We start from the raw sequence: 23,077 nt of genomic DNA on the forward strand, positions 1-23,077 counted from the left end.
GGATGCATGTCGTAAGGAGAAGGTGAAAGCGCTGTTCCTCACGCCCACCATTCACAATCCCACAACTGGTATAATGCCGGAGCAGCGCAGGAGGGATTTGGCAACGATAGCGCGAAAGTACGGGGTGTCGATTATCGAGGACGACGTTTATGGATTGCTTCCTCCGCAAGCTCCACCGCCGTTCGCATCTATAGCGCCCGATATCACCTGGTACGCTACCGGCCTCGCTAAATGTGTGTCGCCTGGTCTAAGGACGGGATATCTTGTCCCTCCAGACGATGACGCCCATCAGCGATTGTCGAATAGGTTCCAGGTTACGACAACATGGCAGGTCGCACCGCTTTCGGCCATGCTTTCCAACCGCTGGATTGAAAACGGTGTGGCGAAGCGTATCCTCACTGCGGTTCGTCAAGAGGCGCAGGCACGACAGAACCTAGCTGCCGAACTTCTCGCAAATGCGTCGTTTCGGACTAATGAGAGCGGGCTACATATCTGGCTTGATCTTCCTGGACACCTGACAGAGTCGAACTTCATCGACGCTGCTTTGCAAAAGGGCGTTACGCTGCGTCCAGGTTCCATGTTCTCGGTGGTTGGAGAAAGGGCACCTCATTGCATTCGAGTTGTTCTCGGCAGTCCCGAAACACGGGATGAGCTGGCATTGGCGCTTGGCTGCCTCTCAGAAATCATAGGTGTGGGCGCGCAGGCGTCCGCTCATTGAGAGCAGAGACGAAAAGCTATCGCTTTACATCAGACGCGTTGAATACACAGGCGCCAAGAACTGCCATTCGGGACTATCGAACGGCGGAGCGGGTGATTGCGTCCGGTTAAATAAGCAGGATCAATCAATTCTGAGCTAAAGGAAGAGGAGAATGAATATGCCGATTATGGAAGACTTCAGTATGATCGATAATAGTGGATTCGGCGCCGATTTGAGTGATCACTATGCACGTGATCTTCTTCAGAGAAATGAAAACGATGCCAGGCGCTCTCTACGATCGTTGCTGGATCGTTTTCTTCTTGTGAGGGTCGTTCAATCGACGTTCACGTCCGAGGAAGCAATTCAGTTTGCTGCTATCGTCGGTGACATACTCGGCGACCGCGAGGTCGGCTCCACTTCGATCGGAACGAAAAGTACCGAGATGAAGGTACTGTCGAGTGCGCGCACCAAAAGTGGCACCTCTATCGGTGACAAGGGTGCGGACGCTCAAGTATGGCACACCGACGGATCGCAGAGAAACCAACCGAACTTGTATACGATCCTGTTTGCAAAAAAGATTCCCCCGACCCCACCAAAGACATCCTTCCTGAGCGCCTATTCGCTATACGAGACGCTGCCATTGGAGCTCAAACGCACCATCTGGAAACTTAAGGCTGTGCATAGCTTGCACAACCGTTCGCAAAGCGTCGAGTCGTTCTTCGAAGGAGTGGTCGCACCGCTTGAGCAGAGGTCGGAAGGGCCGCGCCATCCGCTCGTTCGGCGGCATCCCAACACAAATCGCCCGCTTCTCTACATGCCGCGCCGGCGCGATGCGCTTATCGAAGGGATGAGTGAGGCTCAAAGCCGAGAGCTCTTAGAACGCCTGTGGGCCCACGTGCTCGTCCGCACCGATTTCCATTCGATCGCCCTCGAAGAAAATGATCTCGTGCTCTTCGATAATTGCGCACTTCTCCACAACCGCGAGGGCTGGGATCCAAAGTACGATCGAACAGTGTTGCACTTGGCTATCGAAGGTCAAGGTCCCGAACCGATGTACGGGTGATGTGCAAAGGATCCTGACAACAGCCGATTGTGGGCATGACGCCGCGCAGAAGCGAGGAGGTAGGGGCCTTGCTGTAACACTGGTAGCGCTCCAGCGTTCCGGCGAGCTGAATCATACGGCCGGCCGTACGGACCGCGTGTCACCTGGCCGCGTCATCTGAAGCAATAGGCTGATTGCTGCCGACAAAAACAACAGAGAAGCTATTCCAACGAGGCGATATTCGAGAAGTCCCGCCAAAACTGCGAATAAGCTTCCTGTTGCCATTTGCACGGCTCCATATGATCCTGCGGCCAGGCCGACGTGTCCTTCTGCCGTCCCGATCGCCGAAGCCAATACCATTGGTGACACAAAACCGACTGTGCAGGCGAATGCAAACAAAAGCGCCATGGCGACTTCGGGCGAGTGCAATAGAAGGGAACATGCCAACAAGAGGGAGGAGATCACTAATATCATGATCGTCCCGCCAACAATTGCTCGGTGCCGCGGCCACCTCGTGGCTTGGCGAGCAGTAAACACACTGCCGAGCATCATTGCCCCCACAAAGCCAGAGAGCACGAATGGCGGGACCACCTTATCCATGGAGTACTCCTCCAGCAAAAGGGTCGGAAGCGAGACATTCACTGCGTATATGGACCTGAAGCTCTGTGAGCTTTGCAGCGCGACATTGCGCATTTCTTCTGACGGTTCGATAGCAATAATGCGCGCCTGGGCCGGCAACACTGCGGCGAGTAGGCGTGTAAAAATACCGGTTCCCGCCCCGATTTCCACAACCGTCGGGTCTCGCGAACCCGAGTCCTCCAGGAGTTGCGCGACATCAACTATCATCTCGTCTGGATACTTGGGACGAGAGTTGTACTCGCCTGCCAAGACACCAAACTCTGACCATTGATCGCTGTGTTCCGCGGTGCCAAAAGGACGTGAGCTGGACATTTCTTGCCTCCTTTTCACGCCATGAGCCGGTCATGGCAAAGCCTGCGATGCGATTGTCTCTGATAGCACCAACAAGGCATGCTCAAGGTCATCTCGGTTCTCTGGGCTTCCGATGACGACACGAAAGCAATCAGTGGTCGTTTTCGGGTTGACAAAAAACATGTCACCGGGCCGCAGGAGAATTCCCCTGCTCTGCGATACTTCCAGAACCCGATCGGCAGATACGCCCTGCGGCATACGCAGCCACTGGTAGACGGATTCGTGATGTGTAGAGGCAATCCAAGGTTCGAGAATACGCTTCGCTATTGCCTGCCGAATCACAATCTCTTCCCTCACGGCCACAAGGATGCGGGCGAGAACTCTTCGCCTGATCCAATCGGCCATAATTGCAGAAGATAGGGGGCTGGCGTGCCAGGTTGAGATTGTCTCGAAAACCTTGATGGCTCGCGCTGCATCCTGGGGAGTTGGAGCCACGAGGTACCCGATCCGCAAGCCGGGCCCCATGCACTTTGCGGGACCGGTAGCGTACCATGTGATGTCCGGTGCAATAGCAGCAATTGGAGCCGGCGCGTCTGACGGTAGCACGCCATACACGTCGTCTTCGATAATAGCCACTCGCTTCCGCCGCGCGATTTCCGCAAGTTCTCTTCTTCGCGGTGTCGACATCGTTATTGAGGTTGGATTATGGAGCGTGGGTTGTAGAAAAACCGCTCCTGCCTTGAATTGATCGCAACGATCGACGAACTCTTGGGGTGAAGCTCCGTCTTCGTCAATCTCAATAGCTTTGACGTCGATGTTCAACATCGAGGCAATGCGTCGTAAGCCATAGTAACTGATGGACTCGGTCAGTAACGTGCCGTTCGTGCCGCAGATCGACCGTAGTGCGATGTACATCGCGTTCTGCGTCCCGTTGGTGATAATGATCCGATCTGGATGCGGACGGCTGCCGAGTCGTTCTGCCAACCAGTCTGCAGCAACTTCCCTGTCAGCCTTTGAACCGTGAAAGGTGTGACTTCGAAGAATATTTTGGTAGCTTGGATTGGTAACGATGTGTCGTAAGGACGTTTCCAGTTCTTGGTCCATCCACAGCGGTGTCGGTGGGGTGCTGCGAATGAGGCTCACCTCTCGAAAGTTCTGTGGGTTTTTCCGCTGGAAACGTGAATCAATGTTCATTGCACTTCTCCGCGCTGAGGAGAGATGTCCGCAAGAAATGCCAAATCGGCAGCCTCTCCGAGTGTTAATCGATACTATTTGCAGCAATCGCGTCGTTCTTCTTGGTCCCTGTGCATTGTTATGTGCATGCAGTTAAGCCCCCATCGACATGGAGGATCTGGCCGGTCGCAAAGCGGGAAGAAGAAGAAGCAAAGAAAAGCACCGCCCCGGCCACGTCTGAGGGAGTGGCCAGCCGTCCCAGCGGTATATCTGCAACCGTACGTTCCCAAACTTCAGGCGATTCGAATGACTTTTCGTTCTTTCGGGTGAGTACGAGACCCGGCACCACCCCATTTACCGTGATGCCGTGTGGCGCAAGTTCGGTCGCCTGCTGCTTAATCAGCGCCGCCAAACCGCCTTTGGCGGCGCAAAACGAGCTATATCCACGATTTCGGAATCCTAAGAATGATCGAATCGAGAGAAGGTGGATCTGGCTGCCTCCCTTACCGGTGCGAACTTGTTCTGCCCCGACAGCTTGGGACAAAAACATCCCCGGCCGTAGGGTCCGCGAGTAGACTTCGTCAAATGCCTCCTCTGTCACTTCGAGGAACGGCTGCTCCTTGTTGTATCCAACGCAGTTGACGAGAATGTCGACAGAGCCAAAATGCTTCGCGATCCTTGCGACGCCATCGCGTACATTGGCCACGTTGGAAGCGTCGAGTCCAAGACCCTCGGCCCTATTCCCCTCACGCGCTATCTGGTTCGAGAGCTCGCTTGCCAGCTTTTCATCACGCCCCGCAATTACAGTCACAGCGCCGGCCCTTGCCAGGGTCTCGGAAATCGTAGTTCCGATCGCACCATATCCGCCGACAACCAAGGCAACGCTGCCCGCGAGCGACGTAAAGCCAAGAGGCATTTGTCCGTTAGCTTCGTTCATCTTGACCTCCCGAGCAGCGGGTTGTTCTTGCCGCTTCTGCCCCCTGCCGCATTCGACTTGCATCCCAATCAGCGCAACCAAACTGTCCTTTGAAAACCGGCCCAAGATGCTCCTTGGCGGTGCCACCTAAACGGACGGTGCCGATGAGCGATCCGTCGTCAGAGACTTCACCGTCGAAGCTGTAGAACAGCCAGATCGGTATCCGCTCATGGGTGGCCTCGAACCGGACCCGGCGCCCGCGGACTTCTCCCGAAATGATGCCAGTCGTCTCGTTGGTCCTATGAGTCCCCTGGAGCAGGTTTCCGGTTTGGCGAATGTCAATTTGTTGGGTGGTCGCCCCATGGAGGAACCTCATATCCAGGTGCCAAGCCCCGGAAATGTCTACGGCCGCTTCCAGTGGGGTATCCTGCGTCGCGATCGAGGCCGGGCGCCGGAACGCTTCTGCGAGCGCTCGCCCGACTATCTCCGCCTCATCGTCCGTGAGGTTCACCGGATCGACGATGATGGATGTCGGCGTCGACCAGAAATCGTGGAGAAGGATTCTCGGGCGTTGAGCGAGCAAAGCGAGACGGAGCATCTCAGCATCGAATGGGGTGGTCGCAAGGTCCCAGGCGATCTTCAAGCGGATTGCGGTGACCGATCCAGCCCAGGACATGACCTCGGTTGTTATGTCAGAGATCTCCGCTAAATGTCGTTCTATGATGCGCAGACGCGGCAGCCACTGGTCGCGTTCTTCCTTTGCCGATTGGGCATTGATCCATCTGTCGAGCGCGACAACCGCCCCAACGACCTCCTCCTTCCCGACCTTCATGGACCGGCCGAAGGCCTGGTGTGGAGCGCCATTCCACCAGATCGCCTGGCACAGGTTCTTTCTGCCTAAAACGACCGCTGTGGATTGTGGGGCCCGGAGGTATTTCCCGCCTGCATAGACGACAAGATCTGCGCCGCTTTCGGTCCACCGATCTGGCTTGGCCGGCGACAGCCCGGCGGCGTCGACCAGTATAGGGACACCGGCCGCGCCAGCGATCGGGGCGATCTCTCGGAGCGGTAGCGGCGATTTTCCGTCCAACCGGCCAACCAGGCAGATCATCGCGACGCTGCCATCAAGCGCGGCCGACAGTTCTTCCATCGTTGCCACGCTCACGATTTCCGCGCCAGCAATCCGGATGGACTGCTCGTAGGCGAACCGCTGATCGGCTGGTACGATCACCTTGTTGGCCAAGCCCGTGGTATCCGGCAGACGGAGCATCAGCTCCGGGTTATTGCCAGCAATGCAGGCGGCCGTTGCTAAGGCGAGGGTCGCTGCCGTCCCGGCGGTGACGACGCCCCATTCCGCGCCCGTGAGCGCAGCCATTCTTGCTCCGACAGCATCGGCGAGTTCATCCATGTCGACGAAGGCTTCAGCCGCCGCATTCATGGCGGCAATGACTTCCTCGCTTGGGTTGCTTGCGCCATAAATAGTGCGGACCCCGGCACATTGAATAAAGGGCTCTACGCCGAGTTCACGGTAAATCCAGCCGACCTCTCTCAGGCTCGCTGAGGGTTCCCGATTTGAACTGCGAGACGGTTCTGCGCTCATGACAGCCCCCTGGAAGCTAGAATGACGGACAAGGCCACGCAAAACAGCGTAACCACGATGTACATGACACCCGCAGTCTTCGGGACGCGGAATGGGGCGACGTGGAGAACCGCGATCGCGCCAATCCCGAGAGCCAAGGCAAATGGAAAGGTCTGATCTGGAAAAAGGGGACGGACCAGGAAAAGGATTGCGGTTAGCGGAACAGCATAGGTTGTCGGTACGCCGATGAAGCGCCCCCCTGGCGAGCCGAACACATTGAAATAGCTCAGGCGAAGAGCGCTCGCGGCGGCTAGGAGTGCAGCGACCGCAACGAACAGGGCTGCACTGCCCCCCACAACGAGCAAAACGATACCCGGAAAAACACCAGCGCTCACAAGGTCAGCCAAAGAGTCTAGGTTCTTGCCGACCTCCCCTGCCCTCTCCGCGCGGGTCGTCAAACGTTGCGCCACGACTCCATCGAGATGATCTGCCAGCAGAGCCCATAGCGCGACCGCAACACCAAGTTCGACACGACCTGAAAGCGCAAGGCTGATCGCGATCACGGAAAGCACAAGGCCGGCTGCCGTGACCGCATTCGCCGGATCAAACAATTGACGGATCATCGCGTTCCTCCTCCCTGCGTGTGCCTTTAGTGAGCCACCCGGAGCTGCAGCCCGCGTTCTTCAGCAAAAATCCCCTCGGCGATCCGGAGATCATCGGCGCTGTCGATCTCGTACCAGCGCAGCTCATCACAACGGACTGCGGCTAGCTGCAGTCCGTGACGATCGATCAGATGACCGAGAAGCTCCTCTGTGTAGGCCTTGGTCGCGCCTGAGCCGATCATGTCGTTCAGCACGGGAACGATGACACCGCGAAGAGCGGTCGCTGAGAACCGGAGCAGGTTCATCGTCTTAAAAAGGGCAGGACCCGGAACGAGAAGGCTCTCGGCGGTCTGCTTGAGCCGGACCTCCGAGATGAGGCCCTCGTCCGACAGGATGACAGCGGAGCCCTCCATGGCGGCATCGAACGGTGCTACGGCAGCCGCGTTGGGCGCTGGGCAGCGCGCCAGTTCCCGCAGCGCCTGCTCTTCGAAGAAGACGTCTCCTTCAAGAAGATAGCAGTCCCCGGAAATCAGCGTGTCGCGGGCGAGCCAGAGCGAATAGGCGCTCCCCGTGCGGTCGAATACGTTGGATTCGACATAGTTGATTTGGAGATTGCCGAACTGGCTGCCGCAGGCATATTCAATGGCGTCCTTGCGATAGCCAACAACGATCGTCACCTCTGTCACGCCGATCGCGTCCAGGTTTCGGAGCGCGTTATGAAGGATTGGCGTTCCGTTGACCTCCACCAGAGGCTTCGGGCGGAGGTCCGTGAACGGACGCAGTCGGGAGCCGAAGCCGGCGGCAAGAATTACTGCACGTGTAGGCATCATTGTCATCACAAGTCTCCACGCAAAGGGCGCCAGCGCCCGCTCAAATAGCCTTGTTCAAAGTGTCGACGAGCTCGCGAAGTCCGCGCTCGAGCTTGTCCCGATCGGCTCCATAGGAGAGGCGCATTCCGAACGGATCGCCGAAGGCGCTCCCTGACACGGCGGCCACCCCAGCCGAACCGAGTAAGGTCGTGACGACGTCATCGGCCGTACGCGGCGGACCGCCATTGGTTGCCGCCGCCAGAACCTCATGCAGATCCAGATAGAAATAGAAGCCGCCCATCGCGGTGGGAAATGGCACGCGCTTGAGATCGCCGAGAATTTCGAGTCCCGCCTGTCGGGACGCGATCAATCGCGATTTCAGTCCGGCTTCGTAGGAGCCGTCACCGGCCTGAAGGTGATGAAGCACGGCGTATTGCGCAATGACGTTCGGATTCGATGTCGAATGCGACTGCAGCGCCTTGACTGCGGAAATCACCTCCCTGGGTGCAGCGAGGTAGCCGATACGCCATCCAGTGAGCGCCAGGCTCTTGCTGAATGCATTGATGATGATGGTTCGCGATCTGACTTCAGGCACCAACGAGACGATTGGATGGTGCCCGCGACCGTCATAGGTGAAAGGGCCATAGCATTCGTCGAAGATCACCCAGAGGTCATGTTCGATCGCGAGGCCTGCAATTCCGATGAGCGTGGCGTCATCATAAACAACGCCTGTGGGATTGCCTGGTGTGTTGACCACGATTGCCCGCGTGCGGCTAGTAATCGCGTCTCGGATATCCTCGATGCGGGGAACATAGCCATTTTGCCGTGTGTCGACGTGGATCGGGGCACCGCCAGCCACGAGCACCTGCGCGGGAAAGGTCGTCCAATAGGGTGCGGGAATGATCACCTCGTCGCCCGGATCGAATAACACCAGAGCGGTATTGAACAGTGCCTGCTTGGCACCGGTGGTCACGGCGATCTCGTCAAGGCTCCAGCTTTGCACCGTTTCGGACGCAACCTTCATTGCGATCGCTTCCCGGAGTTCCGACAGACCGACTGTATCGGTGTAGCGATTGACGCCACGCTGGATTGCTTCGATGGCGCCGTCGCGGATGGTCGGGGCGAGGTCAGCCCAGATTTCTCCGGCGGTCAGGTCGATGATTTCCTTACCGGCATCCGCGGCTGCTTTTGCCGCGGCACGGGCTGCAGCAGTTCCCGATGACTTGAACAGACTCGTCCTGTGCGCAAGCATGTGCGCCTCCTTGTCGACCCGACTGGTAGCGTGTTCTGGCGGCCCTTTCGGGATCAGCCGTGTTTGGGCAGATATCGCTCTTCCGCGGCCGCCAACTCGTCATATCCGAGAAGGCGGAAAACCTCGTCGAGCGTTGCAACATCCGGTTCGATACCGGCGATGCTTTCCTCGGCGATGATCCGGCCGCAAATCTGGCGCATGCCGGCGACGGCCGCGCGCATTGCATGGTTCGCCCAGATAACTGTCGAGATGGCGGCGTCGCGGTAGGCTGCGACTGGCGTCTTGTAATATTTCGTCGGGACGATCACGACCGGCAGCTTGTTCTGCCACTGGTCGGCGAAGGCCAGGATCTCGTCGGGAACACTCTTGCGCGAATGGATCAGGATCGCATCAGCGCCGGCTGCCGCATAGGCCTCGGCGCGCGTGAGTGCTTCCTCGAGGCCGTAGCCCGCGATCAGCGCCTCGATCCTGGCAACCAGTATGAGATCGTCTCCGGTCGTATCCTTCACCGCCTTGAGGCGTCCCGAAAACTCGTCAATGTCCGCGAGGGGATGACGATCGCCGACGAACGAATTCATCTTCGGGAAGCCCTTGTCTTCCAGGCATACGCCGGCCGCACCCCGCTGGAGGAGCTTTGCCGCCAGCAGACGGGCATTGTTGAAATTGCCAAAGCCGCTGTCGCCATCGACAAGAATCGGCAATCCGCTGGCATCGGCCATGCGACTGACCACCTCGACGACATCGGTCCAGCTCGCCTCATTGGCGTCCCGGTAGCCAAGGCTCGCCGAAATCGAAAGTCCAGACGCCCAGAGCCCGGGAAACCCCGCCTGTCGTGCAATCGCGGCCGACAGACCATCGTGCGCTTCCATCAGGAATGACAGGTCCGGCGATGTGATCAGCTGACGCAACGCGTCGGTTGGATCGTCCACGCGGCCGACGCTCTTCGGAATAAACGCAGCGATCCCCGATGCTGCTCGCGCATGCCGTTCCTCCTCGGCAAGCGCGCCCTTCGTTCCCTGTGGCGGAACCTCTCCTGTTGAAGAATTCAGCATTGTCACACCTCCTTCATAGAGAGAGGTTCTAATAAAACATTGAGATAATCAAGAGGAACTGGAATATATCGCGAAATGTATTCCGTGTACAGCGTGAGTAAAGTCGATGTTATTGCTATTGCTGGTTAATCAATCTGTATTTCAGAATATAAGGCGGAGTATATTTATCGATATATTCAGATGTGGCGTTTTCTTCGTGTTAAGCACTGTCCGCGCGATGGCGGAGGCGGGGTCAGTGGAAGATGCGAGGAGGCTTTTGTATGCTTGAGGAAGGACCTGATGCGCGTGATAGTGACACGGGGCAGAACAGTAAGGCCGGTCAGCTATACGGGCAGCTGAAGTCGTTGTTCGTTCTTCAGAAGCTTCCTCCAGGCACACGATTGGAAATGGCGAGCGTCGCAAAGCGGTTCGGGGTCAGCATCACCCCCGTCCGGGAAGCGCTCATCCTGCTGGCCAATGAGAGAATTATCGCGAAGGAATCCAACAGAAGCTACGTCACCCGTCCGCTGGTGGCCCAGGAAGTCCGGGACGACTATGAGGCTGCGTTCATGACCGCCCGCTACTGTATCGAGAACCGGACAGCGCACTTCGAGGCGACGGGCCTGAGAATTGGAGGTGCGCAGGCGGCCTCACAATGGGGTGTGTCCGACAGATTGCGCTCAATATGCCAAACGATCGAATTGCTCTACGAGCGCATCGCCGGCCTCACCGGCAACGAGCGCCTGGTGCGGCAAATGATGGAGTTCAACGATCGTACGCATTACGTGAGGCAGCTCGACATGCGTAACGAGGAACGGCATCAGGAAACAGCGGCAGCAATGAATGAACTGGTCACGCTGCTTGAAGCCGGAGACGCCCAGACAGCCGTCCACAACCTCAAGCAACAGTTCCATCGGAAACATGAATTGATCCCCACTCTCGTAAGAGAAGGGAACCTTGCTGCCCTGGAGAGTGTTAATTTGTTCGCCGAGTAACTGGAAATACCGAGCTCGACAACGAAAGTACAAGGAACTTCTATCGCGATGAATAGCGAAACTGACCCGATGCCCAGACCACTGGCCACCTGTCTCCGGGACGAGTTCGGGATGGCGCGGGCCATTCTCGAACATAGCCTCCGCGAGAATATAGCCGGGTTCACGTTGTCCGGGCTGAAGATACCACGCATTCTCCAAACTTGGGGGCCGGATTCAGACTTGCCCCCTGCGGATGAGTTCGCCCTTGAGGTTGCCATCTACCAGGAGCATCTGGTGGATCGGATCGCGGCCCTTTCCTGCAATCGGAAAATGCTCCAGGAGATTTGGCGCTTCAATGAGGTCACGCGAGAGTTCCGCGAACTCGAGTTGACGATGCCTGAGGCTGCCCGGGACATTCTGGATCAGCTCGCGAATCTCGTGAATGCGCTTTTTGATCAGGATAAGCCGGCCGCACTCAAGTCCCTCGCACATTGTCAGAACCGCCGATATGATCTTGCCGAGGACATCGCTCATAGACTGTCTCCCGCAGAGGCCATGCACGCGTGACAAATTAGAGCTCGGCCTGCGGGGCGGGCCGATTTACATGTGCGAGAAACGGAAAAGCGCGGCGCTCGTTGAGCGATATGGGTATTCTGTAGATATTGTCGCCGACGGGGACGATGCCTTTTATGACGACAGGTCCGATCTCCCTTGTGTTTCGTACATGAAGACCATCGCACGTCAGCCTGCCGAAATTGCCGATCTGAACCATTCGAAGAACGCCGGGCCGCCCCGGCCATGAAAAGGGCTGCGATCGCTCATCGAGTTTGATTTCTTGGGCAGCCGCCCAGCTACTCTCGACCGGAAGGTGCTTGTCCACCAATCTTTGCACCTGGTGCTGCAGCAACGAAGTACTCATAGCCGTGCTGTCGACCAGGAAATCGATGGTGCCTTCGCCAGGCCCGACGCGTCCTCCGACAATTCTGAACGGAAAGGCTGCCGAAACGGCGTGCAAGGCCGTATGGGTTCGCATGATCGTGTGACGGCGCGACCAATCGATTCTGACAACCACATTGTCCCCGTGAGCCAGACCATGCCTTTCGTCCGAAAGGACGTGGCCCAATTCGAGGGCATCGGACTGCGTCCAAACACCGCCGACAATGGAAAATGAAACGCCGTCAGATCGGATTAGCGAGGCACAGTCGCCCGGCGTCACGCCGATCCCGGGATAAAACACGGTTCGGTCAAGGACGATGAGATTGCCGAGGATCGATTTTATCGTCCCACGAATTTCTGTTTGATAGGCATCCGTGAGAAATCGCAACTCCGTGGCCATCCTGTCCCCTCCCGACAACCGACCACAATGCTCCACCGCGTCCACAGGACGCTTTCCGACGACAAGGAAGCGATCCGGATTCGTATGACGGCATTCAGTCAGACCTACAACGCTAAGGCATCAATCTGCCTTCGAACAAGTCCGGTTCCCAGCACCATTGATGCACGTTCCTCAAATCGCCGTGATGGGAATCGGCATATCGATGACGCCTGAGTCATGGCTGATCGCCGCACTGAGCCCCGTCGGGGCAGAGTAGCTGACGAAACCGCGGTAGGACAACCTGTGGTTTTTCACAGATTGACAATCGGGGCTTGATCCGCCGTTTCATGAGTCGGTGCCCGTTGCCGTTCTGCTCGAGAGGCGAGCAAGATCATGCACCGGTTCTGGGCCTTGCTGCGGGCTTCCGTCAGCGTCACCAGATCGACCTGACTATGCGAGACCCTCTGAGCCTGCCAATACGTCCTTCTCGGTGATGCGCAGCGAAAGGTCTTTCATGTCTTGCGAAGACGCGAGAAAATGTCCCGAGCGGGTCGAAGCTCCTGCTTTCGCAACTGTGCTACGAACAAAGATCCCGCTCGGGACGTCTTTGATGTCTCTGCCCTTTCCGACTGCTGTGCCGGTTAATCAGTTCCCGATCCTTGGCCTCGCCCCTGTCTGGCAATGACCGCATAGAGACTTTCATCGTCCTGGCCCGGATACCGGCCCAGATTCGCATAGTACCGGCCATATCCGGTTTCGAGCGAGATCGAGAAATACGGCTTGTCCTCCCGGTTGAGGTTCTGCCACAGCGCACCGACTTCGATGCTGCGGCCCCGCGGGCTCTTGGCGACGAGCCGGAACTTCGGTGCATCTGGATTGTCGCTCGAGACAGGCTCCCCCTTGAAATCGATGTCGAAAGCAAGCGTTGCCACATTGCCAGACAATTTGTCGCCATCGATGCTGACGTAGTTGGTAAGGTCCTTCATATCGGTCTCCTTGTTTTGACAGCCGTGCAGGAAGGTGGATGTGCACCACGGCCTAGTGCGACGCTCCCGGAAAAATGATGTCCTGTTCGACGAGGACGTTGAAACGGTAGCCGGGCCGGATCTCCAGGGTTGGCTGGACATTGAGATTTCTCGAGACGGTCTGTTCGGCCATCTGGCCAAACGTCTCCGCAAAACTCCTGCGGGCCGCGTCCTCGGCGCTGTTGGATTGGCCGAAGGCGTTGCGATCCTGTGGGATCAGCATTTCGGTTCCCGCGCCGATCAACGCGACCAGGATCGCCGAGCCGAACGTGCGCAGATAATGATTGTCGACCCGATCACTGAATCCGCCATAGCCGGCGGCGTCGACGCCAGGCATGCCGCCAATCTGCAGCGTCGAGCCGTTGGGGAAAATGAGGTCGGTCCAGATCACCAACACACGGCTCTGACCAAACACCACCTTGGAGTCATAGCGCCCGAGAAGCTTCGACCCTTGCGGGATCAAAACGTGGCGACCCGTGGCGCTGTCATAGACATTTTGGGAAACCTGCGCGGTGATGCGGCCGGGAAGATCCGAATTGATGCCGGTGACGAGTGTTGCCGGGATGACAGACCCGCGCTTGAGCTCGTAGGGCGATTGCTGTGGTACGATCGGGTTCGGCAGGTAGCCGAGATCCCGGATGTCCTGATTGAAGAAATTCTCCTTGGCCGCCTGCCCGTTCGGATCGTTGTTTTGTCCCAGCATGCCCGACTGCATCGCTGCGGCATAAAGATCCAGCGCGCCCGCGGGTCGGGCGGCACTGCCAGAAGACGGCAACCCTGCGGTTTGCGGGTTCTGGCCCTGGGCGTTCAGGTCCTGCAGACTGACGGCGATCGGGGAGTTGAACGCGGCCTCATCGGCCTGGATACTCGCCATGCGCTGGCGATGAAGTTCACGCAGTATCTGTTCTTGCTGCTCACGCTCGATGCGCGCCCGCCAGACCGCTTCCGGCTCAAGGCCTGTGGCCTCGTCGCGAACCGCGCTCTGTTGCTCCGTCATCGATGACGGGGCGGAGTCTTCGGTAATACGCGTTTCCACCGGTGTCGGCTGCAGCGGCGTTGCCCGCACCGGTTCACCGATAATCCCGTCCGACACACCTTGCTTCAACTGATCGGCATAGGTCGATGCCGGCCGGGAGCCCGAATTGGTATCACCTCCTTGTCGATCACCAAACACCAGTCCGCGGTTGGCCAACCCATAGATGATGACCCCGAAGAACAGCACCACGAGCCCAATCGCGCCGAAGATCGGCAGCCGGTTCAATCGCCGGATGTTGGAGTTCTTTGCCGACGGCCGTTCTCCACCGAGCTTGAGGGCTTCGCTCACATCAGCCCCCCTGCCCTGCCGTCATGACGGACAAAGGGCTCGTTGGCATCGCACCCGTCGAGGTGATCGCATAGATGCGCGTCAGCGTGAGGCTTTCGGTCGACAAACGGGCCAGGACGCCGTTGTCGAAGCTGTCTACGACATAGGCGAGCGGGACGACGTTGGTCCCCTCGGCTTTCTGATCCGTCGCCACGGCGTATCCCCACCCCTTCAGCGAATGCTCGAGTGTTTGGCCAAACACCGAACCATCGGGTCGCAACTGGATCGTGGTGGTTCCCGGCCCAACATGCTCGGCCAGCCGTCCGACCATGTCACCAGCGATCGCATTGGCGGCTTCCGGCGACAGGCCGCCATAGGCCGAGCTGGCGATCAGTCCCGAACCGCCAAGTGTCTGGCAGCCGGCGAGGGCCACTACGCAGAAAAGTGCTGCCAGAAAGCGCCGGCCGGGTATGGTGACCGCCATGCTCAGCTCCTCCGCCTGATGATGATCTTTTCCTGGGAGCGGCCGACACCTGAGACGAGGATGGCGTGATCGATGTGGTAATCCACCACCATCATCGTCCCGTTGATCCGGTAGTTGACGATGCGGTTCTCGCCGCCCGAAACGACGAACAGCACCGGCGCGTCCCGGCCGGCCAGCGAACTCGGAAACTGGATGTAGGTCTTGAGCCCATCCGAGTAGATGCGGGTCGGCCTCCAACCGGCACTGCCACTCACCGAGAAATTGAAGTTCAGCTGATCGGCCGGCACGCCGGCGCCTGGCACGATGCTCGCCTCCATGCGCGCATTGATCTCGGCCAGGCGGGCATTCACGTCCTCCGGATACTCGAACCCCACGCGCGCCATATACTGACTGTGATGGGATTTAAGCTGGATATGGTAGGTCCGCCGCGATGTGGTCACCACCATTGAGGTCACAAGACCGGCTTCTGCCGGTTTTACGATCAGATGAACCGCCTGCCCGCCCGGGGCGCCGGATGTGGCGGGCTCCACCTTCCATCTGACTGTATCGCCGACCAGCACGTCGCGGACGACTTCGCCAGCCTGGAGCTCGATGTCGCAGACATGCAGAGGCGAGCACACGATGGAAGGCTGCACCTGCCCGTAGAGGAACACGACCTGTCCGTCCGGGCCGCGTGTTACGACGCCGGTGCTTTGCTGCCATTGGGTCGAAAGCGAAGTGCCGCGTGTCTCATTGGCCGTCAGCTGCTGTGCGATCGCTCTATCGCAGAGGGCCAGCCCGCCCGCCGCGACGATCAGGGCAAGCAGCGCCCCCCGGCTTGTTCCAGCCGTCATTATTGTTGCCCTCCACTCCATTACAATTGGGCCGTCCACTCGAAGTCGGTCAGATAGAGCCCGAGGGGGTTGAGCCGGATGACGGCTTCGTCCTGAGGCGGCGTCAGGGTCACGGTGGCAATCCCGCGAAACCGCCGCGTCGCCAGTTCCCTACCCTGCCGATCACGTTCGAATTCGGTCCAGTCGATCTGATAACTCTGGTTCGACAGCGGCACGATGTTGGTGACCTCGACCGATACGGTCATCGTGCGCGCGCGATCGAACGGCGAGCTGCCCCGGAACCAATTGTTGATCTTTTCGGTTCCCGGATCGGAGGTGCGCAGCATCGCGTAGGTGCGGTCGATATATTGTTTTTGCACCACGGCGTCGGGTGTTACGGACCGGAAGTTGGAAACAAAGGTTCCGAGCGTAGCGCGCACTACACGGGGATCGGCATATTCGATCTGTTGCGGAAAGCCGACATTGGCCGCTGTGCCGAGCCGGTCGACCTCCACGATATAGGGAACGAGCTTGACCTGGGTGCTCAGATAAAGCGCGTAAGAGAACCCGATCACCGCCATTACCATCCCGGTAATACCGACGATCTTCCATGAGCGAGCGGCATGAATAGCCGAGCCGTACCGCTCGTTCCACTCCTGACGCGCTGCGATATAGGGGTTGTCCGGTGCCGTCTGCCTCGCCATGCTTTCCCCTTACGCCTTATCGTCTTGCGAGGGTTTGCTGGACGGCCGTCCCTGGCTTGCATCGAGCTTGGCATTGGCCAGCCCGAGGGTCGAAGCGCCCCACGTGCCTGGCACGCCGATGGCCTTGTCTCGCGCGGCGGATGCGGCGGCTCCGCCAGCGGCGCCAGCCCCAGCAGCCATGCCCTTGAGTGCCGCGGCTCCGAACGAGCTGCCCGAGGCGCGCGCATCGGAATAGGCCGCAGCCCCTGCCCGCGCGCCACCCACCGCCAAAGCCGCGCCGCCTGCGGCAAAGCTTGCGGCCTGGGCACCGTGCCGGATGGTTTCCATGCCGCCCGTCACCGAGACGCCCTGCACCACACCCTGAATGATGTTGGGGACGTACATGGCGATCACGAAGACCACGACCGAGATCCCGCCAATCGCGAGCGTCGTGAGAAATTCCTCATTCTCCGATGTCGTGTCGGCCAGATTGATCAGAACCTCGGATCCGATTCGCGCGATCATCACCAGCGCCATCAGCTTCATGCCGACGCTGAAGGCATAGACGAGATAGCGAACCGCAAAATCCTTGGTGAAACTGCTGCCGCCGAGGCCGAGCATGATCATGCCGGCCAAAAGGCCCACATACATCTCGACCATCACCGAAACGAAGATCGCAGCCACGAGCGAAAAGCAGATAACGACGATCACCATCGCGAACACGGCCGCGATCGCCAGCGCATTGTCTTCCCATATGCCGAACTTGGCTTTTTCCGACATCGAAGCGGCGACGTTGATCCCGGCATTGAAGACGTTCGCTGGCGACGCTGATCCGCCATCCGCGCCGATCTGGAAGAGACTGTCGACGACTGCCCGCGCAAAGTCGGGCCCCTGCTCGAGAATGAAAACGAACAGTCCAATGAACAGGATGCGTCGAACCAGCTCAGCGAACCATGTATCGAGCGAGGCTGCAGCCAAAGCCAGCCAGACGGCGGCAATCCCCACCTCGATGCCTGCCAGAATCCAGAACAGCGACCGCGCCGCCTGCATGATCGTGGCTTCCCAGCCTTGCGCGGCCGCGGAAACCTCGTTTTCAAGTGATGTCAGGAGAGAGCCATCCTGGGCAAGCGCTGGAGCGGCAACGCTCAAGGTTGCCGTCAGCGTGGCAAGGAGAAGACCAAAGGGGCGCGTCATTCCCCCTCCCCGGCCGGTTCGGACCAGCGTGGCTGCATCTGCTGGCCGCCTGTCGTGTCCAGCGGCTGTCGCGCCGGCACCTCCGGGGCAGCCGCATAGGGCGCAGGCACGTCCCGGATCACCCAGATCACCACACAGGTCGCGAGGACAAAACTGAGAGCGATGATGACGAGCAGGTTCCTGTTCACCAGCGAGGCTCCATGACTTGACCGCCTGAGGTGGAGGGCGCGTTCGAATTGAAGAACTGCTCACGCTGGGTCTGGGTGAGATCGCGAGCGGCCTGCTCGGATTGGTACCATGTGGCCATCATAGTGACTTGCTGGGAGACGAGACCACGCAGCTTTTGCGATTGTGCGACCTGTTGGGCTGCGATCTGATGGCCGACCTGAAGAGCCTTCATCTGCCCATCCGCCGATTGCGACATGGAGCGAAGTTGATCCATCGTCGCCTCCTCGCTGGAAAACTGGTCGGCGGTGAGACCCGCCGCCCGAAGGGTCGAGGCGATGGTGTCGCGGTTGGTGTCCGACCAGCTTTGGTAACTGGTCGAAAAACTCTCTCCATTGGCGAGACCGGTCTTCAATTCGGAGAAACTGGCAAAGCGCGATTTGAGCACGTCATCGATATTGCCCATCGAAAACGCCATCCCCTGCCCTTGCTGGACAAGTCCGCGCAATCGGTTGAGGTCGTTTTCCACCTGACCCCAGATATGATTGGGCAACTGCGCCGTGTTCTGGAGCATATTTTCATAGATGCGCAGCTGGTTCTGAATCTGTTCAGCCAGTTGCGTGATCTGGGTCACCTGGTTCCGGATCTGCTCGGCCGACTGCCCGGTGAGCGCGATCAATTCGCTGTTGTTGAGCAGCTGCGTCCACTCGGTGGCCTGGCCCGTTACCGCTCCGGCCTGAAGCTGGGTCGGAAGCAGGGTCAGGGCGACGAGCGCGCCGGCCGCCACTTTCTGCCTGGGCGAGAATCTGAGAGGCATTGCCGATCCCCCTTTCATGAAGCCAGTGGACAGGCCATTCACGATCGAACTGGCCTTCGAGCTGGCGGATGCGCTTGAGGTCCTCTTTTCCCGATGCCCCGACAAATGACAGGGTGACCGGACCAAGCGCCATGTCGAACAATCGTCTGCCTTCAGGACTTGCGACGTAATACTCACGCTTGGCCGTGGCCGATGCGACGATCTCGATTTGACGCTCGTTGAAGCCAATGCGCTCGTAAAACGTCCGCGTATCCGGTTCGCGCGCCGACCCGTTCGGCAGACAGATCTTGGTCGGGCAGCTCTCCTTTAGGACGTCGATAATGCCGGAGCGCTCGGCGTCGGAAATCGACTGGGTGGCGAGCACGACAGCGCAGTTTGCCTTGCGCAGCACCTTGAGCCACTCGCGGATCTTGTCCCGAAAGGTCGGGTGACCCAGCATCAGCCAGGCCTCATCGAGGACGATCAGGCTCGGCGCGCCGGTCAGGCGCTTTTCGATCCGGCGGAAGAGATAGAGGAGGACCGGCACGAGATTGCGCTCGCCCATATTCATCAACTGCTCGATCTCGAAGGTCTGAAACGACCCGAGCGACAAGCCATCCTCTTCCGCGTCCAGCAACTGCCCCATCGGGCCGTCGACCGTGTAGTGGTGAAGCGCCGTCTTTATATCGCGCAGCTGGACACCTGATACGAAATCGGAAAGCGACCGTCCCTTCGATTGCGCGAGCAGGCTGATCTGGCGAGAAATCGCATTGCGGTGATCGGCCGTAATCTGCGTGCCTTGCATGGCCACCAGCGTTTCGATCCACCCACTTGCCCAGGCCCGGTCGCCCTCGCTGTCGAGCTCGGCCAGGGGGCAAAAGGCCAACGATGCCCCCTCCCCGCCGACATCATAGTGATCGCCACCTGCCGCAAGCGTCAGCGGAAGCATGGCGGCGCCCTTGTCGAAGACGAAGATCTGGGCATTTTGATACCGCCGGAACTGGGCGACGATCAGCGCCAGAAGCGTGGATTTACCCGATCCTGTCGGACCGAACACCAGCGTGTGTCCGACATCGTCGACATGGAGGTTCAACCGGAAGGGGGTGGAACCGGAGGCAACCTGCATCAGGGGCGGTGCCGCGGGCGGATAATAGGGGCATGGCGCCGTCGGGCTACCGGACCAGACGGAATTGAGCGGGACGAGATCGGCGACGTTACGCGTGTTGATCAGCGGTTCGCGGATGTTTGCGTACCAGTTTCCCGGCATAGAGCCGAGATAGGCTTCGGTGGCGTTGAGCGTCTCGATACGAGCGCCGAACCCTTCAGCCTGAACCAGCCGGCGGACCGCCTCGGCCTTGTCCTGCAGACGCGTATGATCCTCGTCGAACAAGATGATGACTGGCGTGTAATAGCCATAGGCAACCAGTTGTGAGGCCGCCTGGGCGATCGCATCTTCGGTTTCGGCGACCATGGCCATCGCGTCCTGATCGAGCGACCGGCTTTGGGTCTGGAATAGTTGATCGAAGAACGGCCGGACCTTCTGCTGCCATTTCTTGCGCGTGCGCTCGAGCTTCTGGCGGGCCTCCTGCTCGTCGAGGAAGATGAAACGGCTCGACCAGCGATAGGTCAGCGGCATCAGATCGAGCGAGTTGAGGATACCTGGCCAGCTTGCAGCAGGAAATCCGTCGATTGCGACAACGGCAAGATACTTGCCGTCGACCATCGGCGACAGGCCGTGCTGGTATTGCGCCGTTGCCAGCCAATCAAGATACATCGGCACATCGGGCAGTTGCACCGGATGGTTCTCGCCGCAGATGCAGAACCGCACGAATTGGAAGAGTTCGTCATAGCGGGCAAGGCGGAAGCCGTTTTCGTCCTCTGCCTCGCGCGTTACCATGCGCCGGATCGACAACACATTGCCGAGATATTGCTCGATCTCGCGGATCGAGTTCCTGAAACTGTCCAGCACGGTATCGGCATAGTCGGCGCGGCGGCTTTCATCGTCGGAATAGATGTAGCGGACTAGGCCTGCCCGGCGCCGCTCCGGCGGCCGATAGGTCAGGATCAGCGCGTGCTCGCTTTCGTAATGCCCCCTCTCGCGCTCGAAATGATCTCTGCGCTCTTTGTCGATCGCGCGCGTGACCGGATCGGGGAAGTGGCAGTCCTCTTCGGGGGGATAGGCCGTGCTCGGAACACGCACCGCTTCCACCTGGATCATCCAGCCGGAACCGAGCCGCGCAAAGATCGCGTTGATCTGGCGCACGACGTCGTTGCGTTCGAGATTGGTCGAGCTCTCGCTATCCGGCCCGGCAAAATACCATCCCGCCATCAGGCTCCCGTCCTTGAGCAACATGATGCCGTTGTCGACCAGGCCGGCATAGGGAAGCAGGTCGGAGAATGAAGGGCCCGCGTGGCGGAAGGAGCGAAGCGCGACCATAAGTGCTTACACCTTTCGCCAAGGCGTGGACGTCGCGCGATAGATCGGCCGGTAGCGGATATGTCGGACGTAGACTTTCCGCATGAGAGGATCGGCTTTTGCCATCATGCGCAGTGCCGCCACGACGCCGATCCAGATCGCTGCCCCAAACAAAGCCGAGAACCAGGTCAGCACGACGAAGATCAGGATCACCGCGGCCAGCGCTGTGAGCAGCACGAGCTCGCGATCCGCGCCCATCAGCAGGTTTGGTCGCGACAGGGCACGATGAATCATCGACATCGCGAGAGGGGATGATGTCTCAGCCATGCCCCCTCCCCTCCTCGACGATTGAAGGTGTCGACGGGAGTCTGGCTTCCATATCGCCGATCGAGGCGCCCGAGGCTCCAAACAAGCCAACAATCTGGGTCGCGCCGAGCAGGATGCCGGCAACCAGCACCACATACATCAGCCGGCGCGCGAAATCGTTGAGTTCGCCGCCGAAGATCAGCATGCCGCCGGCAACCGCGACGGCCGCCAAGGCGATGAACCCGGCGACCGGCCCGGTGATCGACTGCTGGATCTGCTGCAGCGGTCCCTCCCAGGGCAAGCCGCCGCCGCCGCCCGCGAGAGCGGGTTGGCTCGCAAGAACAAGGAAACAAGCTGCAATCAGTGCGATTGGCCCCAGCACATTACGCGACATGGCGATCCCCCTCCTCCCGTGTGACCGGCTCGATCTGATATTCTCCATCGGCGAACCGCTCGACATGGATGATCTCGCGCACCATTCGGCCACGGCCGCGCGGTGTGCGCTCGATGGAGACGACCAGATCGATTGCTTCACCGATTACCTCGCGCATCGGCTGCTGGCTGACTTCTGCGGTCAGCTGCTCCAGACGGCGCAACGCCGATTTCGCATTGTTGGCGTGGATGGTGGTGAGCCCGCCGGGATGTCCGGTATTCCAGCCCTTGATGAGCGTGAGCGCGGCGCCGTCGCGAACCTCACCGACGATGATGCGGTCGGGACGAAGGCGCATGGTCGACTTGAGAAGCCTGGCCATATCGACACTGTCGGAGGTGTGCAGCGCCACAGCGTTCTCGGCCGAGCACTGAAGCTCGGCCGTATCCTCAAGGATCACCAGCCTCTGGTCTGGTGCTTCATGTGCGATTTCCTGGAGGATCGCATTGGCAAGTGTGGTCTTGCCGGACCCGGTTCCCCCGGAGACGACGATATTGAGGCGGGACGACACCGCATTCTGGATGGTGCGCGCCTGCTCGGCGGTCATGATCCCGTCGCGCACATAGTCGGCAAGCGGTATCAGCCGGGATGCCCGCCGTCGGATCGTGAAGGTCGGGGCAGCGACGACCGGAGGCAAAAGACCCTCAAAGCGGTGACCGTCGATCGGCAACTCGCCTGATACGATAGGCCGGTCGTCGTCGACCTCGGAGCCAAGAGCGTGGGCGACACTGCCGATGATGATCTCGGCCGCGCCCGGTGTCATCGCCCCCGCAGAAACGATCCCCTGCCCAAGCCGCTCGATGAACAGCCGACCGTCCGGGTTGAGCATGATCTCGACCACGCTCGTATCGGCGAGCGCAGTGCAGATATCTTCCCCGAACGCCTCTTCCAATTTACGCACGAGGCGGGCATGAGAGCGCCGGTCAGCCATGGCCCGCGCCTCCGATCCGAGCAGCGTGCAATCGTACTTCGCAATTCGATGGAAGCCTGGCTCCCCGCATCATTTCGAGCTCCCCCTGAAACAATGCGGGGGAACATTTCAGCGTGAGGGATGATCGTCACCCTATCGAATCTGACAGGGCCGCAAGCGGGTGATTCTCTCATGCTGATGTGGCGCGGCGGCAAACCATGCGTGCGTTCTCA

24 protein-coding genes and 1 pseudogene are annotated in these 23,077 nt (G+C 59.3%); 3 read left to right on the plus strand and 22 right to left on the minus strand.

Translation table 11 applies throughout. From position 1 onward, the window contains the following. Positions 1–718 (plus strand): PLP-dependent aminotransferase family protein (locus MIC97_RS20190; RefSeq protein ID WP_239801761.1); only part of this gene is annotated, 718 nt, incomplete at its 5' end. Positions 719–869: 151 nt separating this feature from the next. Further along, a complete protein-coding gene (locus tag MIC97_RS20195) occupies positions 870–1,760 on the plus strand; it encodes a TauD/TfdA family dioxygenase (RefSeq protein ID WP_239801762.1) in 891 nt (296 codons plus the stop codon). Positions 1,761–1,871: 111 nt separating this feature from the next. Here the strand turns inward: MIC97_RS20195 and MIC97_RS20200 are convergent, their stop codons facing one another. The 8 genes from MIC97_RS20200 to aepX all read right to left on the minus strand — a co-directional run bounded on the left by MIC97_RS20200 (position 1,872) and on the right by aepX (position 10,052). After that, on the minus strand, positions 1,872–2,690 hold the full coding sequence (locus tag MIC97_RS20200) for an MFS transporter (protein ID WP_239801763.1): 819 nt from the start codon (positions 2,688–2,690) through the stop codon (positions 1,872–1,874). 30 nt (positions 2,691–2,720) lie between these two features. After that, positions 2,721–3,863, minus strand: a complete 1,143-nt coding sequence (locus MIC97_RS20205) for a PLP-dependent aminotransferase family protein (RefSeq protein WP_239801764.1) — start codon at positions 3,861–3,863, stop codon at positions 2,721–2,723. 118 nt (positions 3,864–3,981) lie between these two features. After that, a complete protein-coding gene (locus MIC97_RS20210) occupies positions 3,982–4,779 on the minus strand; it encodes an SDR family oxidoreductase (protein ID WP_239801765.1) in 798 nt (265 codons plus the stop codon). After that, positions 4,766–6,358 carry a hypothetical protein gene (locus tag MIC97_RS20215; protein ID WP_239801766.1) on the minus strand — a complete coding sequence of 531 codons (1,593 nt, stop codon included), beginning with the start codon at positions 6,356–6,358 and terminating at the stop codon, positions 4,766–4,768. The genes MIC97_RS20210 and MIC97_RS20215 overlap by 14 nt, the downstream gene beginning before the upstream one ends. After that, entirely contained in the window at positions 6,355–6,960 is a 606-nt protein-coding gene (locus MIC97_RS20220) for a CDP-alcohol phosphatidyltransferase family protein (protein ID WP_239801767.1), read from the minus strand. Before MIC97_RS20220 ends, MIC97_RS20215 begins: the two co-directional genes overlap by 4 nt. A gap of 26 nt (positions 6,961–6,986) precedes the next feature. After that, positions 6,987–7,775, minus strand: coding sequence for a phosphocholine cytidylyltransferase family protein (locus tag MIC97_RS20225; protein ID WP_239801768.1), 789 nt, complete (start codon positions 7,773–7,775; stop codon positions 6,987–6,989). 34 nt (positions 7,776–7,809) lie between these two features. After that, on the minus strand, positions 7,810–9,000 hold the full coding sequence (locus tag MIC97_RS20230; protein ID WP_239801769.1) for an aminotransferase class I/II-fold pyridoxal phosphate-dependent enzyme: 1,191 nt from the start codon (positions 8,998–9,000) through the stop codon (positions 7,810–7,812). A 53-nt stretch (positions 9,001–9,053) separates the two neighbouring features. Further along, positions 9,054–10,052, minus strand: coding sequence for a phosphoenolpyruvate mutase (gene aepX / locus MIC97_RS20235; RefSeq protein WP_239801770.1), 999 nt, complete (start codon positions 10,050–10,052; stop codon positions 9,054–9,056). 260 nt (positions 10,053–10,312) lie between these two features. On the opposite strand from aepX, the gene MIC97_RS20240 reads away from it, so the two are divergent. Continuing rightward, the gene (locus tag MIC97_RS20240; RefSeq protein WP_239801771.1) at positions 10,313–11,026 is read left to right on the plus strand and encodes a GntR family transcriptional regulator; all 714 of its coding nucleotides are present in this window, start codon (positions 10,313–10,315) and stop codon (positions 11,024–11,026) included. A gap of 213 nt (positions 11,027–11,239) precedes the next feature. Here the strand turns inward: MIC97_RS20240 and MIC97_RS20245 are convergent, their stop codons facing one another. The 14 genes and pseudogenes from MIC97_RS20245 to trbB form a co-directional block, all read right to left on the minus strand. After that, on the minus strand, positions 11,240–11,539 hold the full coding sequence (locus MIC97_RS20245; protein ID WP_239801772.1) for a hypothetical protein: 300 nt from the start codon (positions 11,537–11,539) through the stop codon (positions 11,240–11,242). 37 nt (positions 11,540–11,576) lie between these two features. Continuing rightward, positions 11,577–12,341 carry an alanyl-tRNA editing protein gene (locus MIC97_RS20250; RefSeq protein ID WP_239801773.1) on the minus strand — a complete coding sequence of 255 codons (765 nt, stop codon included), beginning with the start codon at positions 12,339–12,341 and terminating at the stop codon, positions 11,577–11,579. 620 nt (positions 12,342–12,961) lie between these two features. Next, a complete protein-coding gene (locus MIC97_RS20255; RefSeq protein WP_239801774.1) occupies positions 12,962–13,306 on the minus strand; it encodes a DUF736 family protein in 345 nt (114 codons plus the stop codon). A 52-nt stretch (positions 13,307–13,358) separates the two neighbouring features. Further along, the gene (gene trbI, locus MIC97_RS20260; RefSeq protein WP_239801775.1) at positions 13,359–14,669 is read right to left on the minus strand and encodes an IncP-type conjugal transfer protein TrbI; all 1,311 of its coding nucleotides are present in this window, start codon (positions 14,667–14,669) and stop codon (positions 13,359–13,361) included. A gap of 1 nt (position 14,670) precedes the next feature. Then, complete coding sequence (trbH, locus tag MIC97_RS20265) at positions 14,671–15,132, minus strand: conjugal transfer protein TrbH (RefSeq protein WP_239801776.1); 462 nt, start codon at positions 15,130–15,132, stop codon at positions 14,671–14,673. A 2-nt stretch (positions 15,133–15,134) separates the two neighbouring features. Further along, a complete protein-coding gene (gene trbG / locus MIC97_RS20270; RefSeq protein ID WP_239801777.1) occupies positions 15,135–15,965 on the minus strand; it encodes a P-type conjugative transfer protein TrbG in 831 nt (276 codons plus the stop codon). A gap of 20 nt (positions 15,966–15,985) precedes the next feature. Beyond that, entirely contained in the window at positions 15,986–16,648 is a 663-nt protein-coding gene (locus tag MIC97_RS20275) for a conjugal transfer protein TrbF (RefSeq protein WP_239801778.1), read from the minus strand. Between the two features lie 9 nt (positions 16,649–16,657). Continuing rightward, complete coding sequence (gene trbL, locus MIC97_RS20280; protein ID WP_239801779.1) at positions 16,658–17,821, minus strand: P-type conjugative transfer protein TrbL; 1,164 nt, start codon at positions 17,819–17,821, stop codon at positions 16,658–16,660. Beyond that, a complete protein-coding gene (locus MIC97_RS20285) occupies positions 17,818–18,009 on the minus strand; it encodes a hypothetical protein (RefSeq protein WP_239801780.1) in 192 nt (63 codons plus the stop codon). The genes trbL and MIC97_RS20285 overlap by 4 nt, the downstream gene beginning before the upstream one ends. After that, positions 18,006–18,803 carry a P-type conjugative transfer protein TrbJ gene (gene trbJ, locus MIC97_RS20290; protein WP_239801781.1) on the minus strand — a complete coding sequence of 266 codons (798 nt, stop codon included), beginning with the start codon at positions 18,801–18,803 and terminating at the stop codon, positions 18,006–18,008. The genes MIC97_RS20285 and trbJ overlap by 4 nt, the downstream gene beginning before the upstream one ends. After that, a pseudogene (locus MIC97_RS20295) lies at positions 18,799–21,219 on the minus strand (conjugal transfer protein TrbE); the annotation flags it as partial. The pseudogene MIC97_RS20295 and the gene trbJ, both read right to left, overlap by 5 nt. A 6-nt stretch (positions 21,220–21,225) precedes the next feature. Then, positions 21,226–21,525 carry a conjugal transfer protein TrbD gene (locus MIC97_RS20300; RefSeq protein WP_239801782.1) on the minus strand — a complete coding sequence of 100 codons (300 nt, stop codon included), beginning with the start codon at positions 21,523–21,525 and terminating at the stop codon, positions 21,226–21,228. After that, positions 21,518–21,898, minus strand: coding sequence for a TrbC/VirB2 family protein (locus MIC97_RS20305; protein WP_239801783.1), 381 nt, complete (start codon positions 21,896–21,898; stop codon positions 21,518–21,520). The genes MIC97_RS20300 and MIC97_RS20305 overlap by 8 nt, the downstream gene beginning before the upstream one ends. Next, positions 21,888–22,865, minus strand: a complete 978-nt coding sequence (gene trbB, locus MIC97_RS20310; protein WP_239801784.1) for a P-type conjugative transfer ATPase TrbB — start codon at positions 22,863–22,865, stop codon at positions 21,888–21,890. Before trbB ends, MIC97_RS20305 begins: the two co-directional genes overlap by 11 nt. Positions 22,866–23,077 lie beyond the last annotated feature (212 nt).

The sequence above is a fragment of the Aquamicrobium sp. NLF2-7 genome (assembly GCF_022359935.1).
GTDB lineage: Bacteria > Pseudomonadota > Alphaproteobacteria > Rhizobiales > Rhizobiaceae > Mesorhizobium > Mesorhizobium lusatiense.